This is a genomic window from Candidatus Poribacteria bacterium (assembly GCA_028820845.1).
Taxonomy (GTDB): Bacteria; Poribacteria; WGA-4E; order WGA-4E; family WGA-3G; genus WGA-3G.
In genome coordinates, this window is the sequence record JAPPII010000114.1 from 94,433 (window position 1) to 114,316 (window position 19,884).

Sequence of the window (19,884 nt, forward strand, 5' to 3'; positions counted from 1 at the left end):
TATCAGCGAACAACCATTCCTCCTCTAATCCGCTGGTGCCGGGACGGGCTCGAGTTGCCCTGTTGCCGGTTCGTCTGTTCCTTCCGTTCTACCGCGTTCATGGAATTCTGCTCGGATATCGACGCTGAACGTCCGCCAAATCAGAAGTTGTTTCCGCAATAGATTGAGGAAACGTCGGTTCACACGTTTCCAAGAGGCGATCTCGCCGCTCTCACGATGCACATCCAGTGTAATCTTATAGAGATCTTCCTCTTCTCCACCTACGGGCGATGTAACGAACTGGATGGATTGGCTTACACCTAAATCATAAGGTGCTAACCATACCATCATACTAATCTGATAGGCGTCTTCACCTTCAGATTCTACAGTGCTGAAGGCGACTTGGTCGGTATAGAAATCACTGGCGGATTCATCAGCATGTGCCTCGAAGTAGTCGCGCATGAATACGTTCAAGCCGAGTGACTCCTCTTCAAGGACAGTGAAGGGGAGGTTAAAATGCCAGACATCACCTTCGGGTTCTGGGAGTTTCCATTTACGTTCAATATCGGGAACTGCCATACGTGAGGCTTTGATTGCCGGATATAGGGTACTCAGTAGAACGACAATCATGACGATAATCGTTGCAACGACAGTCGACATTGAGGAATAGTTGAGGGTCAACCCGGCGAGCCATCCGAAGTTTACGAGGGTTGTTGCGATGGCTTGTCCCATGAGATATCCGAGCACTGCGCCGACGATAGCGTATACACACGCCTCTGCGAGGAATAGGAAGGCAATATGTACGGGCGCGAGTCCGACGGAACTATAGATACTGATTTCTCGGACGCGCTCATAGACTGCCCCAAGCATGGTGTTGAGCACGATAAGCGCAGCGATGAGAATCGGTACGAATAGATTGCCCATCCCGCTGAAACTTGTCATTCCAATACTGCTGTAGAGATATGTGTCTTTATCACGACCGACGAAGAAGTCAAGAGCAATACGGTTCATGAGGGGTGCCATGATAAGGTCCAGCTTATCAACCGCACCTAACAATTCTGGGTCATCCGTTTGTGGTTCCATGTTGACAGCGACGCTTCGGAGCGTGCCACCTTGGTTCATAACCACCTCGTAGGGCAGGATAGCAACGCTATCCGGCGTGAGGTGGAGATACTTTTGTAACTCGCCTTCCAGCGTTTCATCGCCGGTTGCCCCACGACTGCGTTGCTGTTGCATCAATTGATAGTCAACAGGTGTGAGTTCTTCGCCGTCGTTGTCTGTAAGGTCCTTGAAACCGATACCCAGGACGCCGACAACGGTAAAGTCTGCACCATAGACAGAGACAGTTGCCTTGCCCATATCGCTTTCGGTGATTTTCAACAATTCCGCCATTCCTTTGGGTAGCACGATAGCATAGGGCCATTCTGTTGGCCACTCCCCAGCGTCAGCGGGGTTGAACCACTTTCCATATTGAAGGTATCTATTGATACCACTGACCTCCGGTTCTGCTTCGTTCATGCCGACAAGCATATTCGCAGCAAAAGTTAGTGCCTCACCCGTAAGTGCATGGGTAGGAGGCGAGGGATCCGCAGGATTCGCTGTGCGTGTGAGTTGAACAAAGGATTGGTCTCCGGTACCAGAGGATTGGTACCAGGCTCGCGGTGCGACAGAATTCCGAACAATGACGATGGATTCTTCGTCTACTTTTTCGATAAAGCCATCTTGTTCTAAAGTCGCTATCTCTTCCGCAACATTGATCGGTTGTTGTCCCTGCTTGACCAGGATTTCGTTTTTGCGTGCCAGCAGCCGTTCCAGAGCGGTGAGTGTGATTTGCGTCTTCTGCATGTCGTTCAGAACAGAGGTAAGCACGGGTTCTTCTAACGGACGCCAGTATTGGTCTCGGATGAGAAGTCCTGTATAGCGAGGCGTTACCTGTGGGAGACTCGTTCTATTCGGATGCATGAACGTCCGCACAGAGGTAAACGAGATGACAGTGAAGGTAAGGATTACCAATGTGCAGCAGGTTAGGATTGTCCGTCCTTTCCGTTTTCGCATGTTGGAGATCCCCAAACTAAACGCTGCGGCACTCGCGCTTAACCGTCCGACATCTGCTTTGTAAACCTTGCTTCCCTCCTGCCGAATCTTTTCAAGTTGTTCCTCGAATTTTCGGACAATGATACTGATGACAATAACTGTCAAGGCAAGCACAACGAATGCAATGAGAATAATCACAGGTGTCGTTGTGATCTGGAATGCGGGATGGACCTGGCTGAGGAAGAAGAAGACGAGTAAAAAGATCCCGAATGAGCCTAAAATCTGTTTGTGGATATTCGGGAAACCGAAGATGAGCCGTTCCATAAAGTAAGCGAACGGCATTAACAAGGCGAGATAGAACATCACACCGTTGACAACATCGTTTCCGGTCTGTTTGACATCAGGATATGCGCGTGATTCGTAGCCCCATGCCGCGCGCGCCAACTTGAGTGCTTGCTGGTAGTCATTTTGTAGCAGTTCCGTCTCGGCGCGTGCAAGATACTCGTTCGCAAATTGATGGAGTTTGTCAAGCCGATCACTGGAGATACCGAACCGTTTGTAGAGTTGTGATCGGTTTTCGTCGAGCCACCACATATCTCGGACAACGACGTACGGCGTAAGACGAATCCGGCCGTTCTCACGGACAACAAATCCTTCGCCGGTATAGAGCGTCGGATTTTTCATACCGCTTTTTGTGGCTTTGATAAGTAAGAGACGTTTACCGATTTGCCCATAAGCCATTCCGACCTTGATACGAGTATTCGGTTCGCTGTAAACGAGGGCAATCGGTTCGGCTGCAGAGACACCTTCCTGCTGCCACGGTTTTGACATCCCATATTTTTCTGGCGCGCTATCGGTGAGTGCATCGTAGACTTCAAGTTCCCGGAGGGTTCGCAGATACCGTTGATCGACGAGATCGTAGATAGTTGTGGATACGCACGGGAATGTGACGACCCGACACCCACGTCTGCGGGTATTGATCGGGATTTTATTGGGAAGCAGTTCCGCGCCGTAGTTCCCTAAATCAGGCGCATAGACGATGTCCCCAGAGTCTGGGTCAAGGATATAGGCTTCGACTTCTTGCACACCCCTGAGACGCCGGGTGGCTCTACCTTCCATGGCTAACCCGGCAACTTCAAAGTTGCCTTTATTATCACCCATAACAAACAGGTCTCCACGGACACCCATCATGGTTTTATGCTTTCTGCGGAGCGTCAAGATTGGATAGGGGACCGGTTTATTGGGGAGTGCGGATTCACGAGCATCAAATTCAACGACGTCGCCGAAGAGGTTACAGTAGAAATTTCCGACGCGTGCGGCGGTTGGCATTTCTTCATCGCGGAGTGCTTGGATAAGCAAGGATGCAAGCGTCTGTGCTTGTTGATGGAGGTTGCCGCCTTCGCGTAGATCGACCCGCTCAATTGTATCAAGTGGTGTGTCGGTTAGAACGCGTGCGTCTTCGATAGTTGCGAAAGCGATACCTGTTTTTCCGACGAGCGTTGCGACTTCGCTGTCAAAAGCGATCTTACCTGGGATGTAGGTTTTCCAAGTTTTTCCACCACTTGCGGAGATAGCATTAACGAAGTTTGAATCGCCGCCGAGACCCGCGATTGAAATGAGGGTTTTAATGTCCTCAATTTCGTCATCAGAGAAGGTTTCTGGGTCCTCGTGTCGTAGGCGGAGCATCGCGTCCAGCTGCTCGCGCGTTCGGATATTATTCTTCCGATTTTTCTTTGCTGTGCGGACATCGTTTCGGATGAAACGTTCAACCTCTTTGCGGATATAGTCCATATCCTTGAGCATGTCTTCGGAGGGTTCACCTTGGTTGCGCCACTGCTCGAACTGCATCTTCATTAAGCGACTCACACCGCTGAGTCCTGTGAGTTTGCTGAAATGGGAGCTGAGCAGTGTTTCAAGGGTTTTTCCTTCAAGAGTGGATTTATCGGAGATACCGCCAGCCACTGTCCATTGGCGTGCCATGACGGCTTGTCGGATCTGGTCATCTGTCCACTGCCAGAGTTTCCGGACACGGACCCCAAAATCGGCATCCTCTGCATAGGATGCGAGTTGGTTGCCGATACTTGCAAACTCTCGGCGCAGAACGAATTCAGGCTGTTGGTCATAGAACCATCCTTTGTTGAACACACCAAACTGATCCGATTGAGAGGAGAGGTCGATGCTAATATAGAGAGAGGTGTAGTAGCGATTGAAGAGGTCTTGAAGTGCAATAGCGGCTTCAATCTGTCCAAGTTTCCGATTATATTCTCCGGTATCGATGCGGAGCATCTTTTCAATACGACTCTGAATGTTACGGAATCGCGCGTTTCGGAGGGTTAGCATATTATCGCGCAGTAGGGTCTTCGTCTCTGTATCAAGGTCGGTATCTAAAGTAGATAGCCGGCCTATGAGATTTTCAAGTGCGATTATGTCTGTTTCCGAGCGTCTTTTGACGGTCGTCAAGAGTTCTGCTTCCGTGATGTGTGATGCGATGTGGGCGCGTAACTTGAGAGCCTGCTCTGCTTCAGTGTCTGAAAGATAGTTTTCCAAGATGAGTTTTTCTTCCTCTAAGTATTCTCTTCCAAGCGTCTCAGCAGTTGCCATCAAGTTTTGAATGCGAGTGCGCTCCAAGCGAGCGTTTCGGAGTCCGATTTCAAAAATGCTCTGCTTGTCTTTGAGCAAGTCAGTGATCAGGACAGCGGCATCCGTGATGTCTTCAGATTCCGTTAGGCGTTGTCGGAGTTGTGTGTCAATGGTGTTCAAGCGTTCGATACCGGCTTTAGAGAGGAATTTTCCGCTGTAGAGTAGCATGTTGGTATCTTGTTGCGACGTAGGTGTTTCCTTGAGTTTCCGGATACTCGCCTTAATCTGATCTTCAGCAGCCTTGCTATCAGGGATTTGCGCTAAGATTTTTTCAAGAAGTTGAGATTCCGTTTGGATGGCGACCTCAAGGGAGTTGTCGGTTTCGCGCAAGACCTTCCGTGCCTGTTTCGCGTCATTGAGTCCATGTAAATCGAGGTGCCGGTCCATGATTTTTTCGGGAGTCCACATGAGGGCGAATTTGCGTTTATCGCTCATCTCCCAGTCTGCGAGTGTTTTGTTTAGCATCTCAATGTCAGGGACCAACTCTTCGGGCAGATCACTTGGGACCGGAATTTCCCACCCTGAACCTTCTTGTACAGGAATCAGGTAGGCATCGTTTGGATGTGTAGCGTATTCGTCGGTTGCGCCGGTTTCTATGGCACGAATGAGTTTCGCTACAGCCCATGTATCAAGGCGGGCGATCGGCAGTCCAAGCGTTTCAATTAATTCACGTTGTGCCGTGCGGCTTGTGTTTAGCGCAACAGCACGAACATCGGCTAACTCCTTGACGATGTCTCGCAGGAAATGCGTTGTTTGTAGTGCTTCCTTCTTTGAGCGAGCGAGGTTTGCCAATAATATGCTCTTCTCTTCACCAGTGAATTCTTGTTTTTCTCGTTTCCGATTCTTATCTGCTTGCTTCTTTTGACGTTCCGAGAAGTCGCGTTGTTGGTTCGTGAGAGTTTCGATCTCGGAGCGGGTTTCTGCCAAGCCATCTAAGGTGGTCGTCAGAGATTCGAGGTCAGATTTTACGTTATAGATGCCGTGGAAGAAGTCAGAGGGGAGATCGACTAAGACGCTCCGGTCAATTGAGAGCAGGAGTCTTCTCCCTAATTCTTCAAATTCAATAACATCCGTGGACAGTCCGCGGCGTAGCCCGTGCATTGTTGGTGTCCCCGGAGAGTCCGTGTCACTACCGACAATATCCTGCCCGATGCCTTCCATAAATGCTCGCATGCCCGCGAGTCCTTGAAAATGTCCGTCAACTGCGACAAACAGCACAGAGTATCCTGGACGGTATTCGGGGAGGCTAAAGAGCCTTGCGACTTCCATGAGAGTGGCAACACCGCAAGTTGGATCTGCCCCAGGTGCCATAGCAGGCACAATGGACATGGAATCATAGTAAGCAGTAAGGACGATGAGTTCATCGCGTAGCGATGGGTCGCCACCTTCCAAAAAACCGCGTATATTCTGACCGACCCGACGTTCCCATGTCATCTTTCCTCTGACGCGGGCGTTTACCTGATTTCCTGCGTTGTTTTCTTCTTCGAGTAAGTTAGTGAGAAAATCCGCATCTGCTTTGGAGATCCAGAATCGTGGTATGTTAGCGGGAACTGTACCGAATTTGTTCTCCGCTTCACCTCGGATGGTTGTTTCAGGTTCAATGAAGATAATAGCAGTGCCACCGAGCATTGTTGCGTTAATATAGCGGGTACTGGAGTTGAAATCGAGGAGAGCTATGGCCCCTTTTGGTATGAAGATGTGTGCTTCGCTGGCGGCGACGAATTCACCAGATTCATCGATTTGCCCGTCTTGGTTATTGTCAATACCGTCGGTGGCATCGCCTGGGATTTCGTCTGTCCAACCATCGGCATCGTTGTCGATCCCGTCTGTTGCCCATCCAAGAATCTCAGAGAGCAGTGGAATTTCGCCGTATTCATCAATAGTACCGTCTTCATCGTTGTCAATGCCATCGGATGCTTTTTGCAGATGTTCGTTGAGTACATCGTCAGTGATGCTGGCTTCCGTGATACGGTAACGCCGAGCAAGCGATGTGAGGGTATCTCCGTCTTGGAGTTTGTACCAGAATCCCCCGATGTTAGTGCCGTTGAAGTCAGCGAGTTCGCCATCGTCGCCGTAAAGGAGAGGACCGGATAAGCCGCCGGTTGGAATGTATACACTGTTCCCTTCTACAACAGGGGATGGCAGGAATTTATTTCGTTCATCTGTGAGGATAACTTCTTCGGAGACTTGGTAGCTTGCGGCGATGTCTTGGAGTGTTTCGTCTGCCAAGACAGTATGCTTAATTCCATCTGCTAATAGGGAGGTTCGGACGAGATTTGGCCAAAGTGGAGTGAGTTTGAAACTATGTAGGACAGTACCGTCTGGTGAGACTATCTCAATGACGCTATCGCCGTGATCGATCGGCACAGTAACTGGGAACTCTCGACTTTCTACGTTTTGCAAACCGATTTCGACAAATCGGTCAAAAATGTACTTGCTGCCACTTGCGGCTTGTGGGTAACCTGTTACGCGGCTCTCTAAACTTGACAGGCGTGCGATATCCTTCCGAATGTTGCCAATGGACAGATCATCTCGAATTTGGATGGCTGCGGTTTGCCTACCGGTGCTGGAAACCGTTTGCGTGTATGCGATATTGCAGAGTCCACTGATGAGTAAAATAGAAAGACAAAGCATTAAGACACGGCTTGCCCATATATGTTGTGCAGTTAGATTTGCTATGGCACTGAAACGTCTTGAATCGTGCTTGCTCCTACTATGGATTTTCATGTTGTAAAGTCTCCCACCTCTCTCATGTATTTCGTGTTTTATTCTCACGGCGCGAAAGATACCCATAAAAAGCGTGGCGCGTAAAAACCATGCCGACGCTCATCTTAGAAAATAGAATGCGGCTTACGTATTTTTTAGCAAGTTTCTTCTGAACAGAGACCTGCGAATGTTGTGTTAAATAAGGTGTAATAGAGATATTTTATACTATTACTGCAATTTTTGTCAAATTAAAATTTGCATTTAAGGCTTTTTTAGGTTAAAATATATTTCACGTTTTGCTTCTTATTGAAGTGGAATGCTCCTAAATCTAAATATCTATGCTCTAAAATTATAGGAAATCAATCGCAATACGGTGCTTCTCGTAAATGCTAAAAGGAGTCAAACGTGAACAAGGGATCAAAAAAATCAGAGAAGGTTGATAAAGTCGTCTCACGCATAAAGTTGCGTCGTAGTGAATTGAAAATGACACAAACCGAACTCGCTAACGTCGCGAATTTAACACCAGCTGCGATCTCGCAATTTGAATCGGGAACCCGTAAACCTTCGTTTAATACGCTTGCAAGTCTCTCCGATGCTCTAAAGGTGACCACTGATTATTTACTTGGAAAGGAAGAGAGGCGTTACGAAGATCTCTTAGCCGATCCAAAGGTAAGTGCCATGTTTAGGGGTATGATGGAATTTACTGAGAAAGATAAAGATACACTCTACGAATTTTATGAGTTTCTCAAGACGAAAGCGGAAGCGGCGAAGGTGGCAGGAAAAAAAACGGGTTTGGATTCAAAGTAGCAGGTTTGGTATTCAACCGATTCAGTCCCAGTGTAGCGTTTGACATTTGAAAAAGGTTTATGTCTCTTTATGGGCATAGACAAACTTTACCGAAATTTTGACGGTTTTCCAACAATAGATGTGCTTGACGCGCCTCATGAAGCGGTAAGACCCGATCTATAATAGGTTGGAGTTTCCCTTGTCCGGCAAGATGGATAAGTGTTCGCAGTTCAGCGACTGTGCCAAGTGCAGCACCCATCACAGTCAACTCCTTCTGATACATCTTTCGGATATTAATTGTCCCGATATTGCCTGTTGTTACCCCACACGAGACCAACCTTCCATTTTTAGCCAGACTTGCGATGCTCTGCTCCCATGTTGCAGCACCGACGTGTTCAAGTACAACATCCACCCCTCGTCCTTCCGTTACATTGAGTACCACCTCCGAAAAATCTGTATCTTTGTAGTTAATTGTAACATCTGCGCCCATCTGTCGGGCGCGTTCAAGTTTCTCATCACTGCTCGCTGTAGCAAAAACTCTGGCACCGGTTAGTTTTGCGATTTGTAGCCCGGCACTCCCGACCCCACCACCTATGCCGAGAATTAGAATATCGTCCTCGGGGCGAAGTTGGGCGCGCGTCATTAGCATGTGCCATGCTGTGAGATACGCAATCGGCATTGCAGCGGCACTAACAAACAAAAGTTCATCTGGCATCCGAATAGCGTTTTGTACGGGTGCTTTTACGTATTCTGCGTATCCGCCGTTTGTTTGAAAGCCGATAAGTTCTTGTGTATCGCACAAGTTTTCGGCACCGCGATGGCAGTCGCTACAAACACCACATGGAATACAGGGCGCGAGGACGATTCTATCGCCGACTGAAACGCCGCGGACTGCGGCACCGATCTCGGCGATTGTTCCAGCGATGTCGGATCCGAGTATGTGTGGGGTGTCGCCTCGCCGGAGTTTTGCTGCTATCTCCGGTCGATTCCGTCGTGCGTGAAGGTCCAAATAGTTCACGGCACAGGCTTCGACTTTAACCAGTACTTCGTTAGTATCAAGCGTTGGCTTAGGAACGTCTATATATTGAAGCACTTCAGTACTTCCTTGTTCTGAGAAGGCGACTGCTTTCATAGGGGATGTCGTTTGGCTGTTCGCGATTAACAGTTGTTTGTTTGCTATCTGCTAACTGCGAAGCACCCTAACCGTAGGCACCGTGATTGAGGAATCCGAGTAATCGCCGTAAACGCGGGCTCGCTTTCTTGTAGACGGAATTCGGCATATTGTAGTTCATGAATGGGTAATATTTATGTCCAACGAGTCGGCGGGCATAGGTTACCTGCGTAATATATCGGGTGCGCTGGCTTTGGTTTGGACCGCCGCGATGCCATACCTGATTGTTGAACATAATAACGCTTCCGGCGTTTCCGAGGTTATACTGAATTTTTTCTTCCCACTCCGTTCCCTCTATCGGATTCGGTGGCGATGCGCCAAAGAGATGGGACCCTGGGACAACTTCTGTGCCGCCGTGTTCGATTTCGGTGACATCGGTTAGGTAGTAATTCGCCGTAAAGAGTAGTACCGGCAGCCGGACGTTCTTTGGCGGTTCACCTTCTGTTACGATATAGTGCGGTGCGTCATCTTGATGCCAGGACGTGATACCGCCACCGGGATAGGTCTGGAACGAATTGTTGTGAATGACGTGGCAGTTTTCCGCGACGAGTGCTTCAGCAAAAGAGACGATAGGCTCAAGATCGAAGAGTCGGCGGTTGGCTTCACTGTGTTCAAACATCCTGTGGCTTAAATGCATACGACCTGCTGGACTTCCGCTGTTCAAGCCATTGGGGTTGTTTTCGAGTGCCCATTCTAAGTCCTGTCGAAGTTGCGTGCACAAGTCGGGAGGCAAAACGTTTTGCAGAAACAGGCAGCCTTTTTGGTGGAAGGTTTCCACCCACTCCTGAATTTGTGTTTCCCTGGCAACCTGACCTGCTAAGTAGGTTGTTTGTTCCATTATTCTACCCTCCTTCGGTCAAAGTTGGTAGATGCATCTGAAAAACGAGAAAATTTCCGTTAAAATGGTGTTGGAGAACAAAAATTTCCATTTGAAAAAATAACTTTGCACATTTCATATCTTCAAAGGCAATTTGCATCTTATTTTTCTGTTGATTTTGCTCAGGATCACTATGGCATGGAACAACGAAGTTCAATGTATTATCTTGGATTTGTGGGTACTGATTTGGATTGAAAATATTCGCGCCAGCTTTAACTTCTGTCATAATACGAAAGCGGAGCCGTACTGAAGCCTCGTCTACATTTCTTGTTCTGCTGAAGGTTTGTTGTTCACTGAACAGGGCCAGCAATTTCTGTCGCATTGATATCGACAAAGATTCTCCGAGCTCGTTTAGCCGTTCTTCTAAAGCTTGAGCAAATGACTCTGAAATCAGTGTTGAAACGGGGATTGTCTCGAAAAACTTTCCATGAGTTAAGCAGATTTTCACATTTGGCTGTTTTTTACCACGAATTAGATAAAACACTTGGCGCATAGGTAAGGAAAATATATCATTGCCCGCTTCCTGCATTTGTGCTCGGATGGTGTTTGTTCGACCTTCTGTTAACTTCTTAATATCTTTTTCGCCAGTCGGAATTGTTGAATTGAAAGAAGCAACTGCATAAGTTTTGCTATCTTTAAGTTCAATCAATTCCCCACCAGTAAACTGTGGAGCATTTCGGTTGAGTTTAATGGCTAAATCGGGGAATTTGCCTTTATTGATGCAAGAAAGCATCTGCTTATTAAATGGAAAATTCTCAAGTTTGTTTTCGGAGAGGAATTCCGATTTTTTCTTGCATAAGTCAGCGAAGAAGTGATAAATTGAGTGAGCCATTTATTGGTTTGATTCAAGAAAAGCCATTTGTTTGGTATCAGTTTTGTCTGAGGTTGCGAACTTTCTGTTTAGCCGCTGTTTTCCCCAAATGGCTTCTAAGTCCGCAGTACAGATGTAATCATTAAAAAATCGTGAGACATCATCTGATTTTCGTTGTTCGGCAAGTCTGTTTTGAATGAGGCTGACATTGTGTGAGTCAAGTTCGATTCCTATTGCGTGACGTCCTAATTGTTCTGCGACAACGAGCGTTGTCCCCGAACCAGCGAACGGATCGAGGACAATATCACCAGGATTAGTAGAAGAAAGGATAATCCGAAGCAGCAATTGAATAGGGGTTTGTTGTTTGTGCAAGCGATTCCCTGCTGCATCCCGCAACGCTTCATCACCTGCAAAGTAGCCAGAAGTTAACTCACGGATATCATCCCACACATCTGTAACGAACATACCGTTTTCGCGAGCGTGTTTATAACCTGCTGGCAGCGGTGGATCGATGCGCAGCCGGTGAAAAACACGCGGGGTTTTGCCTTTCGTTGCAAATGCAATGACTTGGTAATGTTTACCAAAACGCTTCAGCCCGGGTACTGCTGAGGTCTTCTTTTTCCAGATAATCAAGTTTTGAAAAGTCCATCCGGTATCGCGTAAGCACTGCAATACGAATTCCGCGTTTTTTTCTCGTTGCATGAAATAGATCGCACCGCCATCGGAAGTCAAGGCATACACCTTTGCACAGATCTCATGCATCCACTCCCAATATTTCGCTGGGGGCAGATTATCGTTCCATGCCTTGTAAGCCTTATCTTGATTGAAAGGCGGATCGAGAAAAGCCAAGTCTATTTTGTGAGAGATACTTTGGCTATCTAACGCAGTCGTGCAACTTTCGTGGAGGACGATGCAACTGTTTGTAAATGAAGTGCCCATAATATTTACGAATTCACGGGTTAGCCCATCGCAGCGGCGACGATGATGCCGAGCGAAATGAGAACACCAGCAACTGTAATGCCCGCAGCGGTGTTATTTTCTTCGGCAATCTGACGGTTTAGATCGTAAGGGGTTGACATATCAAAGACCTTGTAGCCTACCATCAGAACTACTAAACCGACGATACTAAAAACAATACCTTCGATGATAAAACCGCCCAAGACTTTAAAGTCTATCATTGGTGCATCTGCTGCCGCTGCACCATCTTGAGCACTTGCATTGTGTGCGAACATAGTAAAGGCAACGATTGCCACGGTAACCAAGATGAATGTGGTGAAAACGATCTTTTTAGCCATTTTGTGTAGCTCCTTGTTTTGGGCGGGACTTACCGCCGTGCGTATTTGCCTTAATTAATGGCGCACGGTGTCTGCCTACTACGCCAACAGTTCAAACTGTACATCTATGGTGGTGTGCAGATACTTTACTAATATGGCATCTTTATCTTTGATATAAAGCCATCCGGATTCTACATCTTCAAGTGTTTGCGCAGCCGGCACCTCGGTTTCTACGTATTTTTCTACTACGTTGCTGGATTCAGCGTCGTCCGAGGGCGTTTCTACACCATTCGTTGCATCCTCCTCCGAAGGTGCTGTAAACTGATAGCGTGCTCGAACGCCGTGTGGGGCGCGTCCGTAGCCGACGATAAGTGCGTAACTTGCTTCGTTTTCGGCATAACTCAGTTGCCAGTTCAGCTGCCCCGTGTTGGTTCGGGTGAGTGTGTCTATCTTTGCGCCTGAACTCAGATGTATGTTGTCAGCGATAGCAGTTTTAATACCCGGATCAAGCCCTCGGAGCGTATAGATATTCACCATAATATCTTCAGGATTCAGGTGCGGTCCCTTGCCTTCGGTGCAGAAGCCGTAGAATCCATCAGGATAGGTGCCTTTGCGTTCACCCTCTTCCCACTGCTGATACATTGCACTGACCGTAATACCTTCAGCAATCTGGCCCCACTGCTCGTCTTTAGTGTGTCGATTCAGGCGTTGCAAATAATAGGCGAGAACCAAGCCGTTCCATTGAACAGGCACGCCAAACCAAGGGTGAGTGTGGAAACTTGTACCGAAGACGGGGATGGAAGCGAATCGCATACCGGGCCGGTCAGGGAGATGCCAGTGATATAGGAATGGCAATGCTGTTTCTGCCCAGTAAGTTGCACGTTTGAGGTATTCTTTTTTACGTGTGAGTTCATAAGCCTCAATATAAGCACCGACTGCATGCGCTGCTGCGAGAACATCCGGTTGATACATCGGACATTCCCACATTTGCGCCCCGCGTGGCACGGAAAATTGCTTCATGAATTCAAGTGCCTTCAGCCCTGCGTCTCGTGACGCTGTGTTGCCGGTAATTCGGGCGTGTTTGAGGAGTAGAAGTGCAGATTCAGCGCAGGTTCCGAGTACTGCTTCACCTGCCTTTCCAAGAGAAGCGGTTTTTGGGTTTGTCGGTTGCCACTGCCAACTTCCATCGGGTTCTTGTGTCGTGATCCGTTGCTGCGTCTCTTCCTGCATATAGGTGAGTGCGGTGTCGATGTTCCCGATATAAAACGGGAATTCCCATCTCAAAATATGGCAAGAACCTCGTGCTGCCAGTCCTTCCTTACCAGATTCTGTTATGGTATTCTTAGCGATTTCTAACGCCCGTTCTTTCACCTGTTCATCTTTTGTGGCGAGATAATCGTACCAGAGTAACGTTCCGAAACCGGGTTCGTTGTGTGCTGCCCAATCCACACAGTGCCGAGATTTCCGCGTGTTTTCGTCCCATGTGGTGTGCATAAATCCGTGTCGTGAAAGGAGGAGTTCTTCTTCATCGCTACGAGGAGGTTCAAGCGGTTCTGGGGTTCCGTAAGCGTCAGTCCAGTGTGTTACAGCATCTAAAATAGAGGCGTTTCCCTTGACGATAATTTGACTTTTGATGGAGAGTGGACGTGCCGGTGTCAGTGGATATGGCGTAGAAGCCTCTGTCTCATTTTCCTGAACCCATTCTGGTGCGGTTGGCAGAAACAGGCCGAGAGCGTGGTTTTTCTGGTGCTTATACCAGTTGGGTGAGGCGAATATTGCCGAAAGCATCTGGTTTTCGCCGTCCCAAGTATCGAGTGGATTCCAGATGATACCGACAACTGATTTCTGTATCTCTACCGCCATAACAGGAACTGTAATTTTATACGGATGCGGGACCAGGCGGTTATCAAATGGTGGGGCTGCGTCGCGTGGACTTGAGGAACGTTCTGCGTTTTCCAAGAATTCAAGTCCTGGAAACAGTGCTGCTGTTTTCTTTTCTGGATTACGTCCGCACCCTGCGTAAAGCATCGGACCGTGGAAGGCGAGGAGTGCTCTGTCTCCGTCGGTTTGCAATCGGTATTCCGTTTTGATTCGGGTCGCATCTTCGGTAAGGGTCCACCGCATCTCATAATCCCATTTCACACCGTCGGCATCTGTGTTTGTGCCGCTTAATCGAATGATGGACTCGCCTTTGTTCCCTGCAAGTTGGTATCTTGTCGGAACGAGTTGGAAGGTTTGACGTTTTTCTGCTGCATCGAGATAGGTGACCTCAGAGAGTGCCGGGCTGGTGGCGACCCGTTGATAATTGCCACCTTTTGCGACGAAAAGGGTGTAATATTCAAATCCACCCTCAGCATTCTCGTCGGAAGCGGGGGGTGGCGTGCTGCGGACGAAGACGATGCGTAGATGTTTGTTTCCCATTACGACGCTGCCGTCTTGGGGATGTGTGTGGAGCTCCTTTGTTACTTTGGTAGTGAGTTTGGGTTGCGCAGAAAGGACTCTAACACTACCTTGAGACGTCTGGCGTTCTTCACCGGCTGCGGTTTGGCATCTGAGAGAAGCTGAGAAAGAGAGTGCAGTCGGATGGGGAAGACGGCGAGCCGTCCAGAAGACAGAAGTTTCTTCACCAGGTTCAATCTCTTTGATCGTTTGTCTGGGTCTACCGCGTCTTAACTTCACGCCGTTGATGGCGATTCGCGCCGTATCCGTTTTGCCTAACGGGGCACTACCGCTGTTCCGTAGGATACATTGTATCTCGAAATCTTCACCCACTGAGACGACTGCGGCTGTTGGTCCTACACTCACAATTTCCAGTTTCGGCTGTGCAGCGTAAAGTGCTATTTTGAGGGGACGTTCTTTTATTCCGAGTGTTTCGATACAGATATCTCTTAGTGCCGATACACCTGTTGAGGCGGGCTGGTTAAACGCCAGCATCGCTGTTTTTTTATTATCTAAGTAGACAATAGCGATACCGCACCGGAGTTCCGGTTCAGGAGCTCTTTTCGCTTTTCGGAGAGCGGTTTCTTTGAGTTTATATAACTGCGGTTTACCCCACAACGCCCACGCGTAGTTGCTATTGCCTTTGACGTTGCATTCCGTCAGCAGTGAGAGAACGATTTCTTTTCCGGCGTAGCCTGTAAGGTCGATATGTTCTTCCTGCCAACGACATTCGGTTGCGACTGATTCAAAACATCTTTCTGGTGCAGCCGATTCGTCTGTATGAGAAATTTCGATAGCAAACTTTACGCCACCCGGTTGCCGCTCCGTATCGTCAAATACGATACCGTCTCTTAACCCGATGGAAAAGTGAAGAAGCAGTTTATCATTGCTATCAACATCAGGGAGGGAAACGGTATAGTCAATTTTGGCGACTTCTGTTGGTGTCGGGTGTTCAAAAATCGCAGGTTGTGTGACACCGCCTGAAGAGTCTCTACCATTGGCAGATGCTTGCTCTGTCCCAGAGATAGTGCTATGTTCAAACATCTCCACGAAGTCGTAAATTTCTTCAACAATGCCAAGGTCTACCCGTATAGGTTCAAGGCCTTCTTCCGTTTCGGCTTCCGTATTGCCGCGCTTATCAGTTCCTTGTGTTTCGGCTTCTGTAGTTTGCGGATCGGTCTCACTTTCTTCAGAGAGCAGGACAATTTCCACAGGTGTTTCTGCCTCGTCTTCGGAGACCGATTCAGTAGGTTCTAAGGGTTGCGGCGTATCATTACCGTCAGCGGGTCCCTCGTCTACGCTTGATTCAACCGGAACGTTGTCCTCGTTTGCTTCGGTGTCTTCGTCTGACGGGATAGGATCGCTGTCTGGATGTGTTTTGGGGTTCGCATCTACAGCGACAGGTGAAGCGTCCGCTTCTTCAGTTTCTGTAGGCTCGGAAACTTCAGTATGGGTCGTAGATAATGCTGTAGTTTCAGCGTCATCTACGGAACTGTCATCTGTTGTGACTTCTAATTCCGTTTGGGATTCGTCGCCATTTTGTGCGTCGGTAGAAGGATCGTTTTCTGCCTCTGTTTTTCCGATGCAGGTAGTTAAAAACTGTTGAAAACCGGTGAGCATTTTTTAATTATTCCTTTCAGGCTAAGTGCTTTGGCTTACGACCGGCTCCATTTCTGTTTCATCTGTTTCATCTCATCGTTGAGCACAACCTCTGCTGAAGGTGTCTGTGCAGAGGATTCAATTTGCCATGCGCCAGACTCGTCTTTTAGTACAGGTTTGCGTTGTGCGACGGGTAAAATGCCAAAGGGTGCGTGTGGCTCGATTTGATACCAGTATGCGACGGAAGATGTCTCATTGCGGAGGTGATTGCCGTGTCCATGCTCTATCGTAACCCGAATTTCTTTCTCGAAACGGACAGGGTTTTCGAGGTGATAGACATAGGAGGTTTGGTAGCCGTCGGTGTTATTTTCGTAGATAGAGGATCCGTTATGTGCAAACGCATTCTCTTGCATTCCCCAGGCTTGATTCAGATAATCTTCTGAACCGGTGCCGTGCAGATCGGGGGGCCACTTGTAGCCATCTACCCAAATCATATCGTCACCTTCACCCCACCATGTACCTTGGAAATTGGTAACTGAGAGGTTACAACCGATATAGTGGCCTGTGCCTTCGGCGGATAGGATGAGATAATTGGTATCCCACGCGAGTCTTTCCGCATTGATGATATTGGCTTCTGGTGTGTTTACAGTGATTTCGTGCCCCCAACCATCACACGGATTTTCGCGATGGAATTGTGCATGAAAATAGGCAACATCGTCGCCGTGTGAATCCGAGTATTGCTCATAGTCGATGTAGAAGTATTGGCGGTGTGGTGTATCGCCTTCGTTGACGAGTTCGATGCGTGCGCTGCGATTGAAAGGCATCTGCACGTAACTATTGAGTGCGCAGCCTGTATTGAACTGATTGTTTTGGTTTGTGGAAGCGGAGAACAACATGGAATCGTACGAATTGACGATTTCATTTCCGAGTCCAAAGAAGTCGCCTAAGGGACAGAGGACACTTGGATGTTCCTCATCGTCCCAAAACATCCGAATCAGGACGTTGCGATAACCGTTTGGCTGGGTCATCCAGATATGGTTAATACATCCGGGACCTTTGAGGTTTGCGATAACGCGGGTTTCACCGGGGGCGACGTCCCATGCGTCGTTATTCCTGCCTGTTGTATCCCAGGAGGATGCGCGTAACGAGCGTGCTTTTTTAACACGCGTCAACGATGACAATAATCCATCAACATAGGTCATAATTTGGTTCCCTACATAATATATTTATACATTGGTGAGGTGTGGTAAAGCGTTTTGTGTTTACGTATTTATTGCGTTTACCATAGTAGCTCGCGTAGATCCTTAAAAATGTTACACTGGTGTAACATTTTGTGCCTGAAGTGGAACGTTAGCGAACCCAGTCACCATAAGGGTTTATAGCCGTTTTTTGTTTTCTTTTATTTTTTAAAATTTTGCGAAAAGTGTAACATTTTTCTTTGTTTTCAAAGTTGTATGGTATTATCAAAGGAACGATTGAGCATAATCTGTGCATCGGTGTATTTACTGATTTGATATTGTTTTTATATTATACCACATATAACATAAGTATTCAAATTTATTTTTGGGTTTATGCCCATAAAATTGTCCAAAACTCAATATACAATTATAACACACGCAGTTAAAAAAGCAAGAGAAAAATCGATTTTTTCTATCTAATCTGTTTTCTCGGAAAAGGAGTCTCTGGGAGTGTATCTTGATTGTCCTTTCTGCTGAAGCAATTTCAACTGTAGCGCGTCTGCTGCGTAGGTGTCACATTCATTGGCGGTTTTTCTGGGTTCCGGTGCTGGCTCAAAGTTAGTGACGAGTGCTTCTAACATCGGTTTTCTATTTGATTCCTTGGCACCCACGTGATAAAAATGTTCTCTCGTGATGACGTTAAATTCTGACCATAGGGTTGAAATCGCGGGATTGTCTCTATGTTCGTTGCTGTGCCACGTTGAGAGGATAAAGCGTGCTTTGGTTGTTTTCAAACTCTGATAGAGCGATTTTTCGTCTGTTTTGTTCCAAGTGTTGAAGTAATCGGTATGTCGCCCGGCATAAGGTGGATCGCAGTAGATAAAGTCTGCCTCGGTTGCATGAGACAGGGTTATCCGAAAATCTTGATGCAAAAATGTCCAATCGCTGAGGCTGGCGCGTTTGGCGACCCATTCTACCTGATTTACAATTTTGGTAATATACGCTTTAGAAAAACGTTCCGGCTTATGTCCGAACGGTACATTAAACTCGCCTTGCCTATTGAAGCGGATAAGCCCGTTAAAACAGGCACGGTTTAAAAATAGAAAATCTAAAGGAGATTTTTCTCTATTAAACCGTTTTCGGACTTCATAATAGTAATCTGCACCGTGTTTGGCTAATTCGCTTCCCTCTGATTCAAGGAATTCTCGGACAACAATCGGATGGATTGTCCCGTTGTTTATTCCTTGATAGAAGGCGATGAGATGTGGATTTGTATCGCAGAAAAGTGCCTTGCGCGGTTTGAGGTTAAATCCGACGACCCCGGACCCCATGAACGGTTCAATCCAGACCCCTTCGCTGTTCCATTGGATGGTCTCAGCAATCCATGTAACTAATTTGCTTTTGATGCCCTGGCATTTTATCGGTGGAATAAGTACCTTCATTTTGAGCGGACCTTTCTACGTGATGCTCTCGGGAGGATAAGGCTTGTATCTCCACCTCTGTAGGTGACGAAATCATGCAGATTCGTAATTTTCTTTGTTTTGCCTGTATCGTCTCGTACAGTAATCTTCCTGTAGTTCATCCAATAATCATCAAACCACTTTTCGCCTAACAGACGGAACATGCCGTTGCCTGATAGAATGTCGGTGATCTTATCAATGCTGCCTATGTTTGCAGTATTGCCGCTGCCCCTTCTGTCGCTTGCAATTCTCCACTTTTCAGCTGCAAAGAACTGAAAATCTCTAATAACAGAAGGAATTAAATCCAAGTCCTCAAGCGCGTACGACTCTGTTTCATCAACTGAGGTAGCACTTGCCCGTGTATAGATGATTCCCAAACAGAAGTGCCCTGCGTATTCATTGTAGGGAAACTGAATATTTTTACGGTTATTGCGATCTACGAAATAATTTCCGTGGGAACCGAGTGTGAATCCATTACAGAACTCTGGATTTTCAGGAGAGATGTATGTTGTTTTGAAATCAAGAGCAAACTTGTGCCCGTCAGTTCCGCTAACCAAGGAAATATCTGGATAATAATTCTGCTTTTCCGCAGGAACAAGCGTGTAACCGTTTTGTTCCGCGAACGTCATCAATCGGGGAAATAGATGGATTTCCAATAATTTGGATACAATTTTGGTATCTGATGAAATTGTGTAAATTCTCCGGTAAACGTCAATAAAACCTTTGATAGTCCATTGTCCATCAGGAGTAGCAACGTACGAATTCAGCGTTTTAACAAATTCGTTCAGTTTTGTGTTAAATGTGCGCTTTGCTGCTTTTTCCATAAAATCTTATTCACCGAGAAATTAGCGGCTCTTTATTCATAGAATAAACCAGTTGTTGTAAAGGCACTCTCTGACTCGCGAGGCGTTTAATAGGCATCGGAAAATT

General features: G+C 47.3%; 11 protein-coding genes. 1 reads left to right on the forward strand and 10 read right to left on the reverse strand.

Annotation, left to right across the window (positions count from 1 at the left end):
- Nucleotides 1-24: 24 nt before the first annotated feature.
- On the reverse strand, nucleotides 25-7,380 hold the full coding sequence (locus OXN25_20860; GenBank protein MDE0427312.1) for a LysM peptidoglycan-binding domain-containing protein: 7,356 nt from the start codon (nucleotides 7,378-7,380) through the stop codon (nucleotides 25-27).
- 384 nt (nucleotides 7,381-7,764) lie between these two features.
- On the opposite strand from OXN25_20860, the gene OXN25_20865 reads away from it, so the two are divergent.
- Entirely contained in the window at nucleotides 7,765-8,166 is a 402-nt protein-coding gene (locus OXN25_20865) for a helix-turn-helix transcriptional regulator (GenBank protein ID MDE0427313.1), read from the forward strand.
- 67 nt (nucleotides 8,167-8,233) lie between these two features.
- Here the strand turns inward: OXN25_20865 and OXN25_20870 are convergent, their stop codons facing one another.
- From OXN25_20870 to OXN25_20910, 9 genes are all read right to left on the reverse strand, one after another.
- Nucleotides 8,234-9,277, reverse strand: coding sequence for a zinc-binding dehydrogenase (locus OXN25_20870; protein ID MDE0427314.1), 1,044 nt, complete (start codon nucleotides 9,275-9,277; stop codon nucleotides 8,234-8,236).
- Between the two features lie 67 nt (nucleotides 9,278-9,344).
- Nucleotides 9,345-10,154 carry a phytanoyl-CoA dioxygenase family protein gene (locus tag OXN25_20875; protein ID MDE0427315.1) on the reverse strand — a complete coding sequence of 270 codons (810 nt, stop codon included), beginning with the start codon at nucleotides 10,152-10,154 and terminating at the stop codon, nucleotides 9,345-9,347.
- A gap of 4 nt (nucleotides 10,155-10,158) precedes the next feature.
- Entirely contained in the window at nucleotides 10,159-11,025 is an 867-nt protein-coding gene (locus OXN25_20880; protein ID MDE0427316.1) for a hypothetical protein, read from the reverse strand.
- Entirely contained in the window at nucleotides 11,026-11,943 is a 918-nt protein-coding gene (locus OXN25_20885; GenBank protein ID MDE0427317.1) for a site-specific DNA-methyltransferase, read from the reverse strand.
- A gap of 20 nt (nucleotides 11,944-11,963) precedes the next feature.
- Nucleotides 11,964-12,299, reverse strand: a complete 336-nt coding sequence (locus OXN25_20890) for a DUF350 domain-containing protein (protein ID MDE0427318.1) — start codon at nucleotides 12,297-12,299, stop codon at nucleotides 11,964-11,966.
- Nucleotides 12,300-12,377: 78 nt separating this feature from the next.
- Nucleotides 12,378-16,337 carry a hypothetical protein gene (locus OXN25_20895; protein MDE0427319.1) on the reverse strand — a complete coding sequence of 1,320 codons (3,960 nt, stop codon included), beginning with the start codon at nucleotides 16,335-16,337 and terminating at the stop codon, nucleotides 12,378-12,380.
- A gap of 35 nt (nucleotides 16,338-16,372) precedes the next feature.
- The gene (locus OXN25_20900; protein ID MDE0427320.1) at nucleotides 16,373-17,518 is read right to left on the reverse strand and encodes a DUF2961 domain-containing protein; all 1,146 of its coding nucleotides are present in this window, start codon (nucleotides 17,516-17,518) and stop codon (nucleotides 16,373-16,375) included.
- Between the two features lie 452 nt (nucleotides 17,519-17,970).
- The gene (locus tag OXN25_20905; GenBank protein ID MDE0427321.1) at nucleotides 17,971-18,936 is read right to left on the reverse strand and encodes a Dam family site-specific DNA-(adenine-N6)-methyltransferase; all 966 of its coding nucleotides are present in this window, start codon (nucleotides 18,934-18,936) and stop codon (nucleotides 17,971-17,973) included.
- Nucleotides 18,933-19,778 (reverse strand): restriction endonuclease, encoded by an 846-nt coding sequence (locus OXN25_20910; GenBank protein MDE0427322.1) that lies wholly within the window; start codon nucleotides 19,776-19,778, stop codon nucleotides 18,933-18,935. The genes OXN25_20905 and OXN25_20910 overlap by 4 nt, the downstream gene beginning before the upstream one ends.
- Nucleotides 19,779-19,884: the final 106 nt, after the last annotated feature.

Coding starts and splice junctions, on each gene's coding strand:
- OXN25_20880 (MDE0427316.1), bottom strand. CDS start 11,025: ATGGCTCACTCAATTTATCACTTCTTCGCTGACTTATGCAAGAAAAAA.
- OXN25_20900 (MDE0427320.1), bottom strand. CDS start 17,518: ATGACCTATGTTGATGGATTATTGTCATCGTTGACGCGTGTTAAAAAA.
- OXN25_20905 (MDE0427321.1), bottom strand. CDS start 18,936: ATGAAGGTACTTATTCCACCGATAAAATGCCAGGGCATCAAAAGCAAA.
- OXN25_20870 (MDE0427314.1), bottom strand. CDS start 9,277: ATGAAAGCAGTCGCCTTCTCAGAACAAGGAAGTACTGAAGTGCTTCAA.
- OXN25_20885 (MDE0427317.1), bottom strand. CDS start 11,943: ATGGGCACTTCATTTACAAACAGTTGCATCGTCCTCCACGAAAGTTGC.
- OXN25_20860 (MDE0427312.1), bottom strand. CDS start 7,380: ATGAAAATCCATAGTAGGAGCAAGCACGATTCAAGACGTTTCAGTGCC.
- OXN25_20910 (MDE0427322.1), bottom strand. CDS start 19,778: ATGGAAAAAGCAGCAAAGCGCACATTTAACACAAAACTGAACGAATTT.
- OXN25_20875 (MDE0427315.1), bottom strand. CDS start 10,154: ATGGAACAAACAACCTACTTAGCAGGTCAGGTTGCCAGGGAAACACAA.
- OXN25_20890 (MDE0427318.1), bottom strand. CDS start 12,299: ATGGCTAAAAAGATCGTTTTCACCACATTCATCTTGGTTACCGTGGCA.
- OXN25_20895 (MDE0427319.1), bottom strand. CDS start 16,337: ATGCTCACCGGTTTTCAACAGTTTTTAACTACCTGCATCGGAAAAACA.